At 62.8% G+C, this 15670-nt stretch carries 13 protein-coding genes and 1 tRNA gene; 6 read left to right on the top strand and 8 right to left on the bottom strand.

What is annotated here, in order from left to right; translation table 11 throughout:
* The first annotated feature begins 160 nt into the window (after positions 1-160).
* The 3 genes from recQ (at position 161) to K1X12_RS01130 (ending at position 4496) form a co-directional block, all read left to right on the top strand.
* Positions 161-1996 (top strand): DNA helicase RecQ, encoded by a 1836-nt coding sequence (recQ, locus tag K1X12_RS01140; protein WP_220985807.1) that lies wholly within the window; start codon positions 161-163, stop codon positions 1994-1996.
* A 187-nt stretch (positions 1997-2183) separates the two neighbouring features.
* Positions 2184-2786, top strand: coding sequence for an ATP-dependent Clp protease proteolytic subunit (locus K1X12_RS01135; RefSeq protein ID WP_220985806.1), 603 nt, complete (start codon positions 2184-2186; stop codon positions 2784-2786).
* A 540-nt stretch (positions 2787-3326) separates the two neighbouring features.
* On the top strand, positions 3327-4496 hold the full coding sequence (locus tag K1X12_RS01130; RefSeq protein WP_439649722.1) for a hybrid sensor histidine kinase/response regulator: 1170 nt from the start codon (positions 3327-3329) through the stop codon (positions 4494-4496).
* Positions 4497-4500: 4 nt separating this feature from the next.
* Here K1X12_RS01130 and K1X12_RS01125 read toward each other — a convergent pair whose 3' ends face one another.
* The 3 genes from K1X12_RS01125 to K1X12_RS01115 all read right to left on the bottom strand — a co-directional run bounded on the left by K1X12_RS01125 (position 4501) and on the right by K1X12_RS01115 (position 8063).
* Positions 4501-6738 (bottom strand): patatin-like phospholipase family protein, encoded by a 2238-nt coding sequence (locus tag K1X12_RS01125; RefSeq protein WP_220985804.1) that lies wholly within the window; start codon positions 6736-6738, stop codon positions 4501-4503.
* Positions 6739-6798: 60 nt separating this feature from the next.
* Positions 6799-6875 (bottom strand) — tRNA-Met (locus K1X12_RS01120).
* A gap of 57 nt (positions 6876-6932) precedes the next feature.
* Positions 6933-8063: an NAD(P)/FAD-dependent oxidoreductase gene (locus tag K1X12_RS01115; protein ID WP_220985803.1), complete on the bottom strand. Its 1131-nt coding sequence runs from the start codon at positions 8061-8063 to the stop codon at positions 6933-6935.
* 49 nt (positions 8064-8112) lie between these two features.
* Here K1X12_RS01115 and K1X12_RS01110 point away from each other — a divergent pair, with 49 nt between their 5' ends.
* Positions 8113-8877, top strand: a complete 765-nt coding sequence (locus K1X12_RS01110; RefSeq protein WP_220985802.1) for a hypothetical protein — start codon at positions 8113-8115, stop codon at positions 8875-8877.
* A 9-nt stretch (positions 8878-8886) separates the two neighbouring features.
* On the opposite strand, the gene trxB is transcribed toward K1X12_RS01110, so the two are convergent.
* Entirely contained in the window at positions 8887-9855 is a 969-nt protein-coding gene (gene trxB, locus K1X12_RS01105) for a thioredoxin-disulfide reductase (RefSeq protein WP_220985801.1), read from the bottom strand.
* A 92-nt stretch (positions 9856-9947) separates the two neighbouring features.
* Positions 9948-10799 carry a cation diffusion facilitator family transporter gene (locus K1X12_RS01100; RefSeq protein WP_225907823.1) on the bottom strand — a complete coding sequence of 284 codons (852 nt, stop codon included), beginning with the start codon at positions 10797-10799 and terminating at the stop codon, positions 9948-9950.
* Positions 10800-10832: 33 nt separating this feature from the next.
* Between K1X12_RS01100 and K1X12_RS16850 the strand changes: the two genes are divergently transcribed.
* The gene (locus K1X12_RS16850; protein ID WP_225907822.1) at positions 10833-10985 is read left to right on the top strand and encodes a hypothetical protein; all 153 of its coding nucleotides are present in this window, start codon (positions 10833-10835) and stop codon (positions 10983-10985) included.
* Positions 10986-11146: 161 nt separating this feature from the next.
* Complete coding sequence (locus K1X12_RS01095) at positions 11147-11872, top strand: VOC family protein (RefSeq protein WP_220985799.1); 726 nt, start codon at positions 11147-11149, stop codon at positions 11870-11872.
* A 124-nt stretch (positions 11873-11996) separates the two neighbouring features.
* Here the strand turns inward: K1X12_RS01095 and K1X12_RS01090 are convergent, their stop codons facing one another.
* From K1X12_RS01090 to gyrB, 3 genes are all read right to left on the bottom strand, one after another.
* A complete protein-coding gene (locus K1X12_RS01090; RefSeq protein ID WP_220985798.1) occupies positions 11997-12179 on the bottom strand; it encodes a DUF3008 family protein in 183 nt (60 codons plus the stop codon).
* 69 nt (positions 12180-12248) lie between these two features.
* Positions 12249-13049: a hypothetical protein gene (locus K1X12_RS01085; protein WP_220985797.1), complete on the bottom strand. Its 801-nt coding sequence runs from the start codon at positions 13047-13049 to the stop codon at positions 12249-12251.
* Between the two features lie 17 nt (positions 13050-13066).
* Positions 13067-15514: a DNA topoisomerase (ATP-hydrolyzing) subunit B gene (gyrB, locus tag K1X12_RS01080; protein WP_220985796.1), complete on the bottom strand. Its 2448-nt coding sequence runs from the start codon at positions 15512-15514 to the stop codon at positions 13067-13069.
* Positions 15515-15670: the final 156 nt, after the last annotated feature.

Here is a 15670-nt window from a genome sequence, read left to right as displayed (position 1 = left end):
GCGCTTTAGGGTGTCAAATGTCTGCGTTGAGGTCAGGTCTGGTCCTGGGCCGTGCAGATCCACACGCCCTTCCGGCTGAGCCGGCAGGCGAGGGGGGCGGCGCCAGTCCTGTCGCCCGCCTCTTGCCCTTGCCCCCGCATCTCCTCAGAAGGCGGGGGTCATGTCGTCTCCGCCCACCCTTGCCGATGCCCGCGCGCTGCTGAAGCGTGTCTATGGCTATGATGCCTTTCGCGGGCTGCAGGAGGCGGTGATTGCCGATACGCTGGCCGGGCGCGATGGCCTCGCCGTGTTGCCGACCGGCGGGGGCAAGTCGCTCTGCTATCAGATCCCGGCGCTGCTGCGCGAAGGCGTCGGCATTGTCGTCTCGCCGCTGATCGCGCTGATGGCCGATCAGGTGGACGCGCTGAAGCTTGCGGGCGTGCGCGCCGAACGCCTCGACAGCTCGATGGATTTCAACGCCCGCACTGCCGCGCTGGATGCGGCTGCGCGCGGAGAGATGGACCTGCTCTATGTCTCGCCCGAAGGGCTCGGCTCGGGCCTGGCAGACCGGCTCGCCCGGATGCAGGTCTCGCTGATCGCAGTCGATGAAGCGCACTGCGTCAGCCAGTGGGGCCATGATTTCCGCCCCGATTACCGCGCCCTTGGCCGGCTCAAATCCCTGTTCAGCGGCGTGCCCCGCCTTGCGGTGACCGCCACAGCTGACAACCGCACGCGCGACGATATCCTCGCCCAGCTCGATCTCACCAATCCCGCCGTTCACGTCGCCAGCTTTGATCGCCCCAATCTCATCCTTTCGGCAGAGCCCAAGGAGAGCAATCGCACGGCCCGGGTCGTTCAGCTCGTCCGCGCGCGGGCAGGGGCCAGCGGCATCGTCTATGCCGCCACCCGCAATGCCGTGGAGGATCTGGCCGAAGCGCTGGAAAAAGCCGGCGTGCCTTCGCTCGCCTATCATGCCGGGCTGGACGCCGAGGTCCGCGCTGCGCGCCAGCGCCGCTTCCTGCTGGAAGAGGGGCTGGTGATGTGCGCCACCGTCGCCTTCGGCATGGGCGTCGACAAACCCGATGTGCGCTTCGTCATCCATGCCGATCCGCCCAAGACGCTGGAAGCCTATTGGCAGGAAGTCGGCCGGGGCGGGCGCGATGGTGAGCCTGCCGAGGGCGTCGCCCTCTATGGCCCGGCAGACATGAACCGCTCGCTGCAGTGGACCTATGCCAGCGACGCGCCCGATGAGGTCAAACGCGTCCAGCTCACCAAGACGCGACAGCTCTTCGCCTTCTTCAATGGCGATGAATGCCGCCGCGCCGCTGTCCGCCGCTATTTCGGCGAAGAGGCGGTCGAACCCTGCGGCGTGTGCGATGCCTGCAAGGGAGAGTTGGGGCAGCGCCACGATGTGTCCCGTTATGCCCAGATGGCGGTCTCCGCCGTCCTGCGCTGCGGCCAGCGCATTGGCCGGGGCCGGCTGGTGCAGCATCTGCTGGGCGAGGCAAAGGACAGTTTCGATACCGACCTTTCGGCGCTCTCCACCTTTGGTATCGGTAAGGAGTTGCCCCGTCAGGGCTGGAACCGTGTGTTCGATGCGCTGCTCTATGAAGATCTGGTGGCCGAAGGCGGCGAAGCGATGCGCCCGGTCCTCGTCGTGCCTGATGCCGAGGCCGCCAAGGCGCTGTTCCGGGGGGAACGCACCGTCTCGCTTCGGGAAGACCCCGCCGCCACACGCCGCAAGGCCCGCTCCAAGGGGGCCGCCAAGGTCGCCGTCATGGCCGATCTGTCGGAGCGCGACTTCACCCTCTTCGAGGCGCTGCGTTCCTGGCGCACGGGCCTCGCCAAGGAGCGGGGCGTTCCGCCCTACGTCATCTTCCATGACCGCACCCTCGCCGAAATCGCCCGCGAGCGTCCGGACGGCGCCGACGCCCTGCGTGAAATCAGCGGGGTGGGGGAGAAAAAGGCGCAGGCCTATGCGGGCGACGTTGCGCGGATCATTTCCGACGCCGGATAGGCACTCCCTGTCCGCGAAATGACCCGATTTGTCCCCGTTTGTACTCAAAAGTACACAAACCGACACGCTCAGGCCCTGAATTGTACGTCCCCCGGCTGGGGAATAGTGAGCCGCGCGCCTTGACCCGGCGCCCTTGGCACCGCACCTATACGACCTGAATTCAAAGAGATTCCTTTCCGGAGCCTGCATGACCCCCTTCCGCCTTGATGATGAAGACGAAAAAGAAACCACCCCGGCGGCAAACCCCGCTGCGCTGGTCGAAAATGCGCTGTTCAAATCGCGCACGATCCTGCTGACGGGCGGCATCGACTTCAAACAGGCCCGCATGGTCTGCGAGCGGATGCTGGCACTTTCGGCAGAAAGCGACGATCCGATCCTGCTGATCCTTTCGTCCCCCGGCGGTCACGTCGAAAGCGGCGACATGATCCACGACATGATCAAGTTCGTCACTGCCCCGGTCAAAGTGCTCGGCTCCGGCTGGGTCGCTTCGGCGGGCGCGCTGATCTATGCGGCGGCCAAGAAAGAAAACCGCTACTCGTTGCCCAACACCCGCTACCTGCTGCATGAACCCCGCGGCGGCGTCGGCGGCCAGGCAACGGACGTGGAAATCCAGGCCCGCGAAATCATCAAGATGCGCGAGCGCCTGAACAAGATTTTCGCCGACGCAACCGGCAAGTCGCTTGAGCAGATCAAGAAAGACACTGACCGCGATTTCTGGATGAGCGCTGAAGAGGCTGTGGAATACGGCCTTGTGAACAAGATCATCCGCAATCGCAGCGAGATCGAGTGATCTCAAAACCGGAATTGTTTGCCGGACGGTAACACTTGTTAGGGATGATCGGGCGTTAACCATATTGCCTGGTCATCCATGCCCGTACGCCTTCAGGATATCGCCCTGCCCATAGCGCCCATTGCGTCGACCACGACCGGGGCGGCTGCGCTTTCTCTGTTCCTGTCGGATACTGCGCTGTTTGCGCTGCCTGTCCGCATCGAGGCGGAAGATGGCGATGAACCGGAAATTGCCCTTGTTACCCGCGCGCGCCTCACCGAAGCGCTGGCTGGTCCCAATGGCCGCGATGTTTATGCCGCCCGCCCGGTTTACCATCTGATCACGCCTTGCCCGGTCATTGCCTCCGGCAGCCTGCCGGTTGCTCTTGTCGCCAAGCAGGCGGCGGAGCAGGGCACCAGCGCACTCACCGACGGCGTCATCGTCACGGAAGAGGGGCAGTATCGGGGCCTCGTCTCTTCCGCCGCGATCCTGAAGGCGGTCGCCGAAGAGAACGCCTCACGCGCCCGTGCCCAGCAGGCAAGTAATCGCCGCATTGAGGACATGAAAACAAAGATGCAGGCCCTGGCTGATGGCCGCGCCCGTTTCCTCGCTTTCGTCGGCCACGAAATCCGCACGCCGCTCACCGGCATTCTCGGCGTGGCAGACCTGCTGAAGGATCAGACAGGCGGGGAAGCCAAGCGCCTTGCCGAAACCATCTCCCATAGTGGCCAGCATCTTGAGCGCCTGCTGAACGATCTGCTGGACCTTTCCCGGCTCGAGGCGGGCAAGCTTCCAGTGATGATGCAGCCCTTCGACCTGCGGCAGTTTGCGTCTGAAACGCGCGATCTCTGGCAGCCCAAGCTCGACGCCAAGCGCGTGGGTCTGCGCATTGCTATCTCGCGCCACGCCGAAGCGCGCATCGAGAGCGACGCCGGACGCCTGCGTCAGATCCTGTTCAATTTGGTCAGCAATGCCGTGAAGTTTACAGAGCGCGGCCATGTCACCGTTCAGCTGGCGACTGTTCCGGCAGGCGATGGCCTCTCGCTGGTCATGACTGTTGCCGATACCGGGCGCGGCATTTCCGACGCAGACAAGGCCCGCTTGTTTGAAGAGTTCGAGCAGGCCGACGATACGACCTCCACCACACATGGCGGCACCGGCCTTGGCCTGAGTATTGCGCGCGCGCTGACGCGGCGCCTGGGCGGAGAGATTGCAGTAGCCGACAATTCTGGCGGCGGCTGCCTGTTTACGGTTACGGTACCGGTGCAGAAAGCCGGTCCGAGGCTGGCAGTCGAGAATTCTGCTTTTCACGTCGCCTCAAGGAAGTTTGACCTCGGAGAAATTCTCGTCGCCGAAGACCATGAGACAACCGCTTTCGTGATCCGCGAGGCATTGTTGGCGGCGGGCTGGCGCGTCGAATGCGTCAATGATGCAGAGGCTGCTGCCCAGCGCCTTTCCCTGCGCAGCTATCAGGCGGTGCTAACCGACATTCACATGCCCGGTGGCGGCGGGGAGGCGGTCCTGCGCGCCGTGCGCTTTGGCCCGGGCCGAAATTCCCCGATCCCGGTTCTGGCGCTGACGGCGGACGCAACTGAGGAGCGGCGCGCCTCCTGCGAAGCGCTCGGTTTTTCCGGCCTGATCGAAAAGCCGATCCGCCCACGCACGCTGGTCGCAGCCCTGGCCGATACGCTGCTGACGGCCGCGCCTGGCAAGCAGGCTCACGCGATCTGACAGCTCAGAACGAGCGGCCGATCACCAAATAGGCCGACTGGCGCCCGCCTTCGGAGCGCCCGAAAGCCAAGTAGATCGGGCCAAGCGCTGTGTTGGCGCCAACATAGACACTTCCGCCAAAGCGCAGGTCATCAAATTCGAACCCATCGGGGCGCGACCAGACTTCGCCTGCTTCAACTGATCCGCCCACGAACAGAGGAACGCCGAACAGAAGCTCTTCAGTGTTGACCAGTGAGCGCCGGTAGATCAGGCGCCCGGCCACGTAATTCTCGCCCGCCAGTTCTTCCATCCGGTAGCCCGACAGGCTGAACAGGCCGCCGATCCGGTAGAGCGTATCGAGCGGCGGCGTACCCGCCAGTCGCGTGCCGCCCGAGAAGGAGGTGATCACTGTATTCTTGCCGAAGCTGAAGGCGTTCAGGCCGGCGGCGCTAAGCGTCTGGTAGTCGGCATTGTCCCCAAGGCCTTCAAACCCGTGTGTCCAGCGCGCCGTGGCGCGGAAACCGGTCTTCGGGAAGAAGGGATCGTCCAGCGTGTCGAGGCCTGCCGAAGCAAAGACCCGGCCAATGTCGATGTCGACCTCTGAAAGCGGCGCAGTGCCTTCGTTCAGCTTGGCGCGACCCGTTCCAAATTCAGTCCCGATACGGAATTCGGCATTGCTGCCAAACTGGCGCCCGGCGTCGAAACCGACAAGCCCATAGGTCAGGTCGTAACCAGCCGTCTTGAAGCCGCTATTGGAATAGAGGTTTACAGGGCGACTTTTAATCTCGCCGCGGGCAACGGCAAACCAGCTCTGTTCCGGCTCCAGCAGGCGGAAATATTCCAGGCCCAGCTCGTTGATATCGCCGATCGTTGCGATGGCGCGAATTTCCGATCCATAGGCGTCGAGCGCAGCACTACGATAATCGATGGAGACGGCAGCATCGGACTCGGTGTTGAAGTCGTTATCGACGATCATACCGAGGCGCACGCGGCCAGCATTGCGGCGCGAATCTTCCGCGCGCACGACAAGGCCCGTCAGGCCATCCTGCTCGGCAACCGTATAGTCCACCCGCTCGAAGGGCCCGAGCGCATAGATGCGGTCGAGCGCTTCGTTGACATCTGCAGTGTCCAGCGGCTTGCCGAGAACGGACGACATGCGTGTTTCAAGCAGGGACTGGTTGAGGCGGGAAGAGTTTTCGATCCGCACGAAGGAAATGACCGGCGCAGCCTGCTCGCCGATACCCGCATAGGAGATTGGTGGCTGACCTGCGGAAATCGGCGCAAGCTGGGCCGCTTGCGCCTGGATGGACTTCCGCCCTGCGGCGATCAGATCCTTGCCGCGCGTGAAGGCGGTCGGGCCGATCTTGCCGGTGTCGACGCGGACCAGAACGTCCTGCGGCTTCATGCCCGCAATCTCGGCGCGCTCGTTTGCGAGGATCAGCAGGCTGACGGTCTGGGAGAGCACATCAACCACCGAGCCGATCTGGTTTTTCTGCAAGAGCTCGTTCGGTGTCCACACGGCGATGACAATGTCTGCGCCCATCTCGCGCGCGACGCTGACCGGGATGTTGGCGGCAAGGCCGCCATCGACCAGCAGCTTGTCGTCGAGTTCAAAGGCCGGGAACACGCCAGGCACGGACATCGAGGCGCGCATGGCCATCGGCAGCTCGCCCGAGCTGATGACGACCGCTTCGCCAGTGGCGATGTCGGTGGCAACCGCGCGGAAGGGGATGACGAGATCGTCAAAATCATTGACCGCCATCTTTGCCGGGGTGAAGCGGCGCAGCTCTTTCATCAGTGCCTGGTCGGAGACCGCCCCCGTCGGCAGAAGGAGGCCGGCGCCGGAAACGCCAAGGCTTGCCGTGCCGGGGAAGTCTGCCTGCTGCTGCTTCTGGCGGTAGGTCAGCTTGTCGCGTTCCGGGGCGGGGTTGAATACGCCGGACCAGTTGGCCTGTTCCACCACGGTCTCCAGCTCCGCGCTGCTGAGGCCGGCGGCATAAAGTCCGCCGATGACCGCGCCCATCGAGGTGCCCACCACGATGTCGGGCCGGATGCCCATCGCTTCGAGTTCCTGGATAGCACCGACATGGGAGAGGCCGAGCGCGCCGCCGCCGGAGAGGACCAGCGCGATCTTGGGCTTCTGCGCAGGCTCCGGTCCAGCCTCTTTGGCGAGGGAGGGAAAGGCGAGAGCCAGAAGGCCAAGGGCCAGGTAGATCAGGCGCTGGGGCTTGCGGGCCGGGGCGTTCGGACTGGTCGGCGTCATCAGGCGATCCTTCGGCAAATAGGCTGCAGCCTGGGCCTGGAAGGATCGCCGGCAGGGCGTTGGTGGTTCGGGAGAGACTTGAACTCTCGACCTCGCGATTATGAGTCGCGCGCTCTAACCAGCTGAGCTACCGAACCCTACGCCGCATCAGCGAACGCGCCTGATACACATTGGAAGCGGGGCGCGCAAGCACCCTATCCCGCTAGCTGCAACACATGATCTGCGATTGACAGGGAAGAGGTCAGGCCGGGGCTCTCTATCCCCAGAAGGTTCACCAAACCAGCGCTGCCATGAGTTTCGGGGCCTTCAATGCGGAAATCGCCCGATGGCGCCCCTTCCGGCACGATTTTGGGCCTGACGCCGGAATAATCCGGGGTGAGCTGCGAAAGCTCCAGGCCTGGCCAGTAGCGGGTGACTTGCTGGTGGAAAACCTCGGCCCGGTCGGGGTGAACAGTATAGTCGAAGGGCGGGAATGCGCCTTCGGGCAGCCAGTCTGCGTCTGGGCCGAGGCGGCCACGGCCCGAAAGATCGATCGTGAGGTGAAGGCCCAGGCTGGATGTGTTCGGCATGGGGTAAATCAGGCGCGAGAAGGGGGTGCGCCCCGTGACGCTGAAATAGTTGCCCTTGCAGAAATAGGCGGTCGGCAGGTTGGCCGAGTGAGGGCCTTCGATCAGGCTGGCAATATTGACCGCGCGGTGGCCAGCCGCGTTGATCACCGTTCTGGCGCGGATTGTTGCCGGATTGTCGCCGCCTGTCTCAAGCCGGACATGCCCCGTCTCAACCGCGCCGGAAAGAACCGGCGTGCCAAACGCGATGGAGCCGCCAGCGTCTTCCAGCTCGCCTTGCAGCGCCAGGAAATAGCCATGGCTGTCAAAAATGCCCGAGACGGGCGAATGGATGGCAGCGGCGATGTCTGGGCTGAGGGCGGGCTCCATGGCATGGGCCTCAGCGCCGTCAATCAGGCGCAGGTCCTCAACGCCGTTTGCTTCTGCTCTGGCGAGGATCGTGCCGAGTTCGGCTGCCTCGCCGGCACCAACGGCGACGACGAGCTTGCCGCACCGCCTCGCCGTAATCCCGCGCGCTTCCAGATAGGCGTAGAGCATCCGCCGGCCATTGACGCAGTGGTGGGCCTTGAGGCTGCCGGTCGGATAGTAGAGGCCAGCATGGATGACTTCAGAGTTGCGCGAGGAGGTGTGTATCGCGATCTGGTCTTCAGCTTCCAGAATGATGACGTCCCGGCCCGCACGGGCGAGCGCCCGGCCGCTGGCAAGGCCGATCACGCCTGCACCGATTACCACCACATCTGCATCGAAACTGTCTGCCATTCTGATCTCGCTCGCCGGAAGGCTGTCTGCACGCTAATATAGCGTTGAAATGCTTGCGCGCAGGTTGATTCTACCGGCTTTCCTGCTGCTGGCCGCGCTGCCGGCACACGCTGATATTGTTACAGCTTCAGAAGCATTCCGAACCGGCGAATATGATCTTGCCTATTTCGAAGCTGGTCGCGAGCTGACCGCAGATGCCTATGCGCTGAGAGCGCGTGCTCTGCTGGCAAAGGCCGTGTGCGGGGAGCAAGAACCACCCCGCAGCCTGATCGAGCAGGCTCTCGGCGAGGCGGACGCTGCCCTGAAGCTCGACCCGCGCCATGAAGAAGGCCGCTTGCAAAAAGCGATCGCGCTGTCGCTGATCCTGCGACCAATGGGGGTGGGCGAGGCGAGCCGCACCGGCTTTGGCGAGCTTTCCAAATCCCTTGCCGAAGGCGTGCTCGCCGATGACCCGGCGAACTTCTACGCGCATGGGTTTCTGGCTGTTTGGCATGTGGAGGTGGAGCGCCGGGGCGGCATGATTGGCGCCGCAATCATGGGTGCCAGCATGAAATCAGCCCGCAGGCATTACGGCGAAGCTGTGCATCTGGCGCCTGAGGACATTGGCCTGCGCTGGCAATGGGCGCGGGCGCTGGCGGCGCTGGACGCAAAGAAATACCGCCATGAGATCGAAGAGGCGTTGACTGCCGCGGTCGGGACGGTTCCCGCAACGGACCTCGACCGAGTGATGCAGGCACGCGCCGCCGCGCTTCTGGAGGCCGTCAGCCTCAAGAAGCCGCGCGACGTGGAGCGCGTGGCGCTGGCGATGCTCTAAGTGGGCAGCTTATTCTGCCGGAACAGCCTCGGAATGGGCTTCCTGTTCGGACAGGAAGCGTTCGGCATCCAGCGCGGCCTGGCAGCCCATGCCGGCGGCGGTGACGGCCTGACGGTAGGTTTCGTCCGTCACGTCGCCTGCTGCAAATACGCCAGGAATGGAAGTGCGCGGGGAGCCGGGCTCGGTGATCAGGTACCCATTCTCACGCATCGGCAGCTTGCCCACGAACAACTCTGTTGACGGGGCGTGGCCGATCGCGACGAAGACGCCGTGGACGGGTAGTTCGCGGACAGCGCCGGTGGTGACATCCTTGATGCGTGCACCTGTGACGCCCAGAGGCTGGACGTCACCGACGACTTCCTCAAGCGTGTGGTTCCAGATCACTTCGACCTTGGGGTTCTTGAACAGGCGATCTTGCAGGATCTTCTCGGCGCGGAAATGGTCGCGGCGGTGGATGACTGTAACCTTGGAGGCAAAGTTGGTCAGGAAGAGGGCCTCTTCGACCGCCGAGTTGCCGCCGCCAATCACCAGAACTTCCTTACCGCGATAGAAGAAGCCATCGCAGGTGGCGCACGCCGAAACGCCGAAGCCCTTGAACTTCTGCTCGCTGGGAAGGTCCAGCCATTTGGCCTGCGCGCCCGTGGAAATGATAACGGAATCCGCGGTGTAGGTGACGCCGCTTTCGCCGACCGCCTTGAAGGGGCGGGTGTCGAAATCGACCGAGAGGATGTGATCATTGGCGACCTTGGCGCCCATCTTCTCGGCGTGCTCCTGCATCTTCTCCATCAGCTCGGGGCCCTGGATCTCAGCAAAGCCCGGATAATTCTCGACTTCTGTCGTGATGGTGAGCTGGCCGCCTGGCTGCATGCCGGTAACGACGAGCGTATTGCGCAGGGCGCGGGCGGCATAGATGGCGGCGGTCCAGCCGGCAGGGCCTGATCCGATGATCAGGATTTCGGCGTGTTGTGTCTCGGCCATCCGGGGCTCCTATGCGTCAGTCTCTGGCGTCCGGCCCCATATGGGGCGTCTGGGCCGAGGGTTAAAGCGCTCTGGCGCTGGCTGCAAGGCAGCTATTCAGGCGCGGAGACGACTTCGACGGTGGCATGGGAGACATTGAACTGGCTGGCGAGACGGGCCTTCACATCGCGGCGGAGCGTTTCGGGATTGGCGCCCGGCGCGGCGCTGACTTCCAGCGTGACGAGGGGACGGGATTCGGTGAGCGACCAGGCATGGACGTGGGTAATGCGTGTCACGCCGGGTACATTCTGTGTCAAATCGGATACGATTGAGGACGCGGAGAGCCCTTCTGGTGTCCCTTCGAGCAGGATGTGGCCTGACTGGCGCATGATGCGGACGCCGGCGACCAGGACCAGCACGGCGACGAGGGCGGAGAGGATCGGGTCGGCCGGGGTCCAGCCCGTCCAGAGGATGATGCCTGCGGCCGCGATGGCGGCGACCGAGCCGAGCAGGTCCCCGGCGACATGCCAGAGCGCGCCGCGCAGGTTGAGGTCTTCCTGGTTGCCGCCATGCAGGACGAAGAAAGCGGCAATATTCACCAGCAGGCCACCGGCGGCGACCACCAGCATCAGATTGCCCATCACCTCGACCGGGGCGAGGAGGCGCTGGGCCGCTTCCCAGAGAATCCAGAGGCTAAGAAGGATGAGCAAGATGCCATTGGTGAAGGCGGCGAGGATCTTCATCCGCGCGAAGCCGTAGGAGCGGGCGGAATCGGCCGGGCGCTCGGCGAGCTTGTAGCCGATCCAGGCCAGCAGAAGCGAGCCGGCATCGGTGAACATGTGGGCCGCATCCGCCAGCAAGGCGAGCGAGCCGGAGATCAGGCCGCCGGCAATCTCCGCAAACATGAAGGCAGCCGTGAGCACCGCTGCGATGGCTACCCGGCGGCGGGAATCGGCATTCGACATATCGGCCTGATGGTCATGCGAATGGCCGTGCCCATGACCATGATCATGACCGTGCGCATGGTCATGGCCATGATCATGGGACTGAGCCCCGGCAGGCGGGCAGCCGGTGGCATCGGCGGCGCCATGGGCGTGGTCATGATCGTGGTCATGGTCGTGCGCGGAGACGCTGGCGGGGAGGGATTCTGATCGGGATTTGGTCATCTTGGCGCCAGACCTCGCCCCTTCCGAACGGGAAGGCAATCAGTGCGTGATAGCATAACCTTGTTTACCTTGCGTCGTTGTTGCGGCGATCATTCTGCCCGCTAGGGTCTACTCAAAAGAAAATACCCTTGGGGAGACTAGCAACCATGACCCTGCCGCGACTGCGCCAATTGGTGATCGCTGCCCGCAGCCTTAGCACGGCTGACCTGCTGGCCGAACTGCTCGGCCTGGGAGAGCCCTATATTGACCCCGGTGTCGAGGAGTTCGGCCTCGTCAACCGCGTCTTCCCGATCGGGGACCAGTTCCTGGAAATCGTCGTGCCCACCAGCGGCAAGGCGCCGGCGGCCCGTTTCATCGAACGGGGCGGGGAGGGCGGCTATATGGCGATTTTCCAGACAGACGACCTGGCCGCCGCCCGCGCGCGCGTCGACGGGCTGGGCGTGCGCCGCGTGTGGAACATGGACCTCGACATGATTGCCGCCAGCCATCTGCACCCGGCGGATGTGGGCGGGGCGATTGTCTCGATTGACGAAGCGCGCCCGGCGGCAAGCTGGCATTGGGCCGGGCCCGGCTGGGAGAAGCGCTCCAAACCGGGCGCCCTGCGCGGGGCGGTACTCGCCGGGCCAGACCCGGAAGGCATGGCGGCGCATTGGGCGGAGATCCTGGAAGTGCCCAAGGGGCGGCGTTACCTGCGCGTGGCCGATGAGGCAGGCATCGAGTTCCGTCAGGGCCCGGAAGAAAGGCTGATCCAGTTCCAGATCGCGCTGAAAGACCCTCGCGCCGCCCTGCAACGGGCGCGCGGCAAGAATGTCTGCGTGGTCGACAAGGTGATGAAGGTTGCCGGTGTCGCGCTGGAGCTGGAGGCGCTTTAGGGCGGCGGCGCCTTGCTGTGAGCCCGCTTCATCCTTCGACTTCGCTCAGGATGAGCTTCTGGAGGGCGAGTCTGCCGATTAGCTCATCCTGAGAGAAGTCGAAGGATGGGCGCGCGCGGCTTCCTTAACTCTTCCGTTCAGGGATCTTGTCGTGCTTGGTGGAGGCCATGTCTTCGAGTTCCTTCTCGGTCATGGTCTCGTACATTTCCCTGGAGGCGCCCTTGAGTTTGGACTTGGGCATGCCGCCGCGCTTGGCGGAAAGGGCCGCGCCGGCGGCCTTCTGCTGGGCTCCGGACTGGGCTTTCATGGTCTCGCTCCTTGCGTTTGGCGTACGTCCTCCTAGGGAGGATTTAACGCGCAAGGGCGGGGATGGTTGCTATTCAATTCTAATCGTAACAGCGACCATTTGAGCGATTGTTCGGCTTGTATTGTAGACAAAATAAGCTGAGCCCAAGAGGTACAACAAAAAAATAGAATATCTGACAATCAATTTAGAACGCTGTGCAGCCTCAAATGAATAGGAAAGAATATCCTTCTTCCATTCCGGAGAATCGTGTTGACGATTCATGAAGTTTGTAACGCGTCTTACATCGAAGCGCTGGGCCTCACTAAGTTCCTTCTTTTGCAATTTTGAGAGTATCAACTCCAAACCGTCTGGATTGATTCTTCGCGCCGCTAAGTTTGGACGGAGCCGACGCTTATACGCAATCGACTCGACTAACCAACGTAGACTTGCATGCGGGTCTGCACCGCCGCTCTGGGGTACAAACGGCTCCAAACTTTGCCTGAACTCGTCTTCGTTGAACTCAGCGCCTTCGCTTAACTTCAGTGTTCCATTTCTGTGAGGCACAAAGAATGAGCTAACATAGCGTAGAGCGTGATACTCGAATATCACCTCACTCCACGTTCCCAGCGCTTTGCTTGCGTAGTCCTCAAAGTTGTCGCCGTATCTTCTAACTTCTTGAGGTGCAAAAATTAGATAAAGCGCTTGTCCGAGCGAAAGAAGGATCAGGCTCCAATATAGCCAAATTGCATTTTCAAATCCCCATCTGCTTTGAAGGTACTCACTCGAATAATAGACATACCCGGCGACCAAAGGCGAAAAGACAACTGCCTTCGCCAATGGAGTGTTGCCGAACGCCGACAACAAGCTCCATGGTACAGAAGGTGTCTTCATGACGCGGTCTGATTACCTCAAACGTCGACTTCGGCCTCGAGCGCGAACTCTTCGATGAACTCCCGCCGGGGTTCGACCACGTCGCCCATCAGTTTGGTGAAAAGTTCGTCGGCTTCGTCGGCGTGTTCGACCTTGACCTGCAACAGGGTGCGGGCGTTGGAGTCCAGCGTGGTTTCCCAGAGCTGGTCGGCGTTCATTTCGCCAAGGCCTTTATAGCGCTGGATCTTCAGGCCCTTGCGGCCGGATTCGAGCACGGCGCTGAGCAGGGTGGTTGGTCCGTTCACGGCAATTTCCCCGCCCTTTTCATGGCGCAGGATCCCAGGCTGGGCATAAAGCTCGTGCAGGCCGGCAGCGCGCTCTGTGAGGCGCATGGCGTCCTGGCTGGCGATGAGGGCAGGCGGCAGGACGGCGGTTTCGTCCACGCCGCGCACCGTGCGCTGCAGGACGAGCGCGCCTTCCACGAAGCGGCCGACCCAGGTGTCTTCGCCTTCTTCTGCGAGACGGTTGAGACGCATGGCGGTCGCCTCAGCCTCTTCCTTGCCTGCGCCCTGCTTCAGGGCACCGGAGAGGGCGGCATGTTCGATGAGATCAGCCGGCGCGCGCAGGGCAAGGCGTTTCAGGCTGAGGCGGAAGCCGGCGGCCTGGTGGACCTGCTCACGCAAGTCTGCGCTGGCGATCTGCGTGCCATCGGCCAGAATTAGCGTTTCGCCATTGGTGCCTTCCTCGATGAGGTAGGCTTCCAGCTCGCTGTCATCCTTCACATAACGCTCGGAGCGTCCGCGCGTGACTTTGTAGAGCGGCGGCTGGGCGATGTAGAGATAGCCGCGCTCGATAATCTCCGGCATCTGACGATAGAAGAAGGTGAGCAGCAGCGTGCGGATGTGGGCGCCGTCGACGTCAGCATCGGTCATGATGATGATCTTGTGATAGCGCAGCTTCTCGATATTGAACTCATCGCGCCCGATACCGGCGCCGAGCGCCATGATCAGCGTGCCAACCTGATCGGAGGAGAGCATCTTGTCGAAGCGGGCGCGCTCGACGTTCAGGATCTTGCCGCGCAGGGGGAGAATGGCCTGGTTATCCCGGCTGCGGCCCTGCTTGGCTGAGCCGCCGGCGGAGTCACCCTCGACGATGAAGAGTTCGGATTTGGCCGGGTCTTTCTCCTGGCAGTCCGCCAGCTTGCCGGGCAGGGAGGTGATGTCGAGCGCAGACTTGCGGCGGGTTAGCTCGCGCGCCTTGCGGGCGGCCTCGCGGGCAGTCGCTGCCTCGACGATCTTCTCCATGATCATCACGGCCTTCTTGGGGTTCTCCTCAAACCACTCGCCGAGCTTTTCGTTGATCAGGCTCTCGACCACCGGGCGGACCTCGGAGGAGACGAGCTTGTCTTTCGTCTGGGAGCTGAACTTCGGATCGGGGACTTTCACCGAGAGAACGCAGGTCAGGCCCTCGCGGGCGTCATCGCCGGAAAGTTCGACCTTCGATTTTTTTGCCGCGCCGGTCTCGTTGGCGTATTTGTTGATGATGCGCGTCAGCGCGCCGCGGAAGCCGGCAAGGTGGGTGCCGCCATCGCGTTGGGGGATGTTGTTGGTAAAGCAGAGGACGGATTCGTGATAGCTGTCGGTCCATTCCATGGCGGCCTCGACGGTGATGCCGTCTTTCTCACCGATGACGTAGATCGGCTCGCCGATGAGGGAGGTTTTCTGGCGGTCAACGTGCTGGACGAAGGCTTTCACGCCGCCTTCATATTCCAGGATGGTCTCATGGGGCTCAGCTTCGCGTTCATCCCGGAAGATGATCCGCACACCGCTGTTCAGGAAGGCGAGTTCGCGCAGGCGGTGTTCCAGTGTCTTGCGGTCGTAATCGGTCTTCGTGAAGGTGCTGGGGGAGGCGAGGAAGCGGACCGCGGTGCCGGTATAGATCTTGCCGTTATCCTCACGCGTCGGGGAGGGGCCGCGCGTTTCCAGAGGCGCCTCGACGCGGCCACCATCAATGAAGCGGACAAAGTGTTCCTTGCCTTCGCGGTGGATGGTCAGTTCCAGCCAGTCAGACAGCGCGTTGACGACCGAGACGCCCACGCCGTGAAGGCCGCCGGAGACCTTGTAGGAGTTTGAATCGAACTTACCGCCCGCGTGCAGTTGGGTCATGATGACCTCGGCGGCGGAGACGCCCTCGGTCGGGTGCATGCCCACCGGGATACCGCGGCCGTTATCGGTGATCTCGGCTGAGCCATCGGGGTAGAGCGAAACCGTGACGCGGTCGGCATGGCCGGCGAGGGCCTCGTCGATGGCGTTGTCCACGACTTCGTAGATCATGTGATGGAGGCCGGAGCCATCATCGGTGTCACCGATATACATGCCGGGGCGCTTGCGCACCGCATCGAGGCCCTTGAGGACCTTGATGGAGCCCGCGCCATATTCGCCTTCACCGCCCTGTGCGGGCGAGTCGGGTGCTGTGTCTTCGGCCATGGGAAATGCTTTCTCGGTGATTCTCGGAAATACCCCTGAAATATAGGGGATTTCCGGTCCGCTGGGAACCGGAGCGGCGATCATTTTGCAGTCCCGTGGCGGTGCAATAAAGATCTTTTAAATCAAGCTGTTATGACCGCAGAAGCCGGGCGGTTG

Source organism: Hyphomonas sediminis (assembly GCF_019679475.1).
Classification (GTDB): Bacteria; Pseudomonadota; Alphaproteobacteria; order Caulobacterales; family Hyphomonadaceae; genus Hyphomonas; species Hyphomonas sediminis.
The sequence above is the reverse complement of the archived record's forward strand: the minus strand, read 5'-3'. Positions and strand labels throughout refer to the sequence as shown.

Excerpts from the sequence above, each read along its gene's own strand:
- recQ (WP_220985807.1), top strand. The coding sequence starts at position 161 with ATGTCGTCTCCGCCCACCCTTGCCGATGCCCGCGCGCTGCTGAAGCGT.
- K1X12_RS01135 (WP_220985806.1), top strand. The coding sequence starts at position 2,184 with ATGACCCCCTTCCGCCTTGATGATGAAGACGAAAAAGAAACCACCCCG.
- K1X12_RS01130 (WP_439649722.1), top strand. The coding sequence starts at position 3,327 with ATGAAAACAAAGATGCAGGCCCTGGCTGATGGCCGCGCCCGTTTCCTC.
- K1X12_RS01125 (WP_220985804.1), bottom strand. The coding sequence starts at position 6,738 with ATGACGCCGACCAGTCCGAACGCCCCGGCCCGCAAGCCCCAGCGCCTG.
- K1X12_RS01115 (WP_220985803.1), bottom strand. The coding sequence starts at position 8,063 with ATGGCAGACAGTTTCGATGCAGATGTGGTGGTAATCGGTGCAGGCGTG.
- K1X12_RS01110 (WP_220985802.1), top strand. The coding sequence starts at position 8,113 with ATGCTTGCGCGCAGGTTGATTCTACCGGCTTTCCTGCTGCTGGCCGCG.
- trxB (WP_220985801.1), bottom strand. The coding sequence starts at position 9,855 with ATGGCCGAGACACAACACGCCGAAATCCTGATCATCGGATCAGGCCCT.
- K1X12_RS01100 (WP_225907823.1), bottom strand. The coding sequence starts at position 10,799 with ATGTCGAATGCCGATTCCCGCCGCCGGGTAGCCATCGCAGCGGTGCTC.
- K1X12_RS16850 (WP_225907822.1), top strand. The coding sequence starts at position 10,833 with ATGACCATGATCATGACCGTGCGCATGGTCATGGCCATGATCATGGGA.
- K1X12_RS01095 (WP_220985799.1), top strand. The coding sequence starts at position 11,147 with ATGACCCTGCCGCGACTGCGCCAATTGGTGATCGCTGCCCGCAGCCTT.
- K1X12_RS01090 (WP_220985798.1), bottom strand. The coding sequence starts at position 12,179 with ATGAAAGCCCAGTCCGGAGCCCAGCAGAAGGCCGCCGGCGCGGCCCTT.
- K1X12_RS01085 (WP_220985797.1), bottom strand. The coding sequence starts at position 13,049 with ATGAAGACACCTTCTGTACCATGGAGCTTGTTGTCGGCGTTCGGCAAC.
- gyrB (WP_220985796.1), bottom strand. The coding sequence starts at position 15,514 with ATGGCCGAAGACACAGCACCCGACTCGCCCGCACAGGGCGGTGAAGGC.